Source organism: Flavobacteriales bacterium, assembly GCA_020435415.1.
Classification (GTDB): domain Bacteria; phylum Bacteroidota; class Bacteroidia; order JACJYZ01; family JACJYZ01; genus JACJYZ01.
Genome location: JAGQZQ010000178.1, coordinates 1 through 654, shown reverse-complemented (window position 1 = coordinate 654; position 654 = coordinate 1). Strand labels below are relative to the sequence as shown.

The 654-nt window shown below is 47.1% G+C and carries 1 protein-coding gene; it reads right to left on the bottom strand.

Annotated features, from left to right (window positions below; translation table 11 throughout):
• The coding region (locus KDD36_15200; GenBank protein ID MCB0397995.1) for a response regulator transcription factor at nt 1–623 on the bottom strand (623 nt) is incomplete at its 3' end.
• Nucleotides 624–654: the final 31 nt, after the last annotated feature.

The window sequence follows — 654 nt, the reverse complement described above, 5'->3', positions numbered from 1 at the left end:
CGGTTGATGTGCGAGTTCACCGTGTGATCGTAACCATCGTATTGATACCCCCAAACCATATCCAGCAGCGCATGGCGATTGTAGGTTTTGCCGGGATTTTTAGCGAACAGCGAGAGTAAATCGAATTCTTTCGCGGTCAGCTCGACTATTTGACCGGCTACGGTCACTTTTCGGCGATCGAGATCGATGCTTAACTCCGCGAAATCCAGTTGGGTGCGTTCGCCGTCCGCAACCATTTGTTTTTTATCGGCTTCGATGCGTCTGAAAATCGCTTTCACCCGTGCGATAAATTCGCGAATCCCGAATGGTTTGGTGATGTAATCATCCGCACCCACTTCCAGCCCGAGCACTTTGTCCAATTCTTCCGTGCGGGCGGTGAGCATCAGAATAGGGGTAAATTTGTTGTGATCACGAATGCCTTTGCACACCTCCAGCCCGCCAAGTTTTGGCAGCATTAAGTCCAGAATAATCAATGCGTAATCGTTTTCCAGCGCTTTTTGCAATCCGGCTTGCCCGTCGTATGCGCAGTGCAGATCGTAACCCAAATCTTTCAGGTGAATTTCGATCACGCTGGCGATGTTGGGATCATCTTCGATAATTAAAATTCGTTTCGAATTTTCCATAGTTTTCTTTTTGGTAAATATTTATTAATTC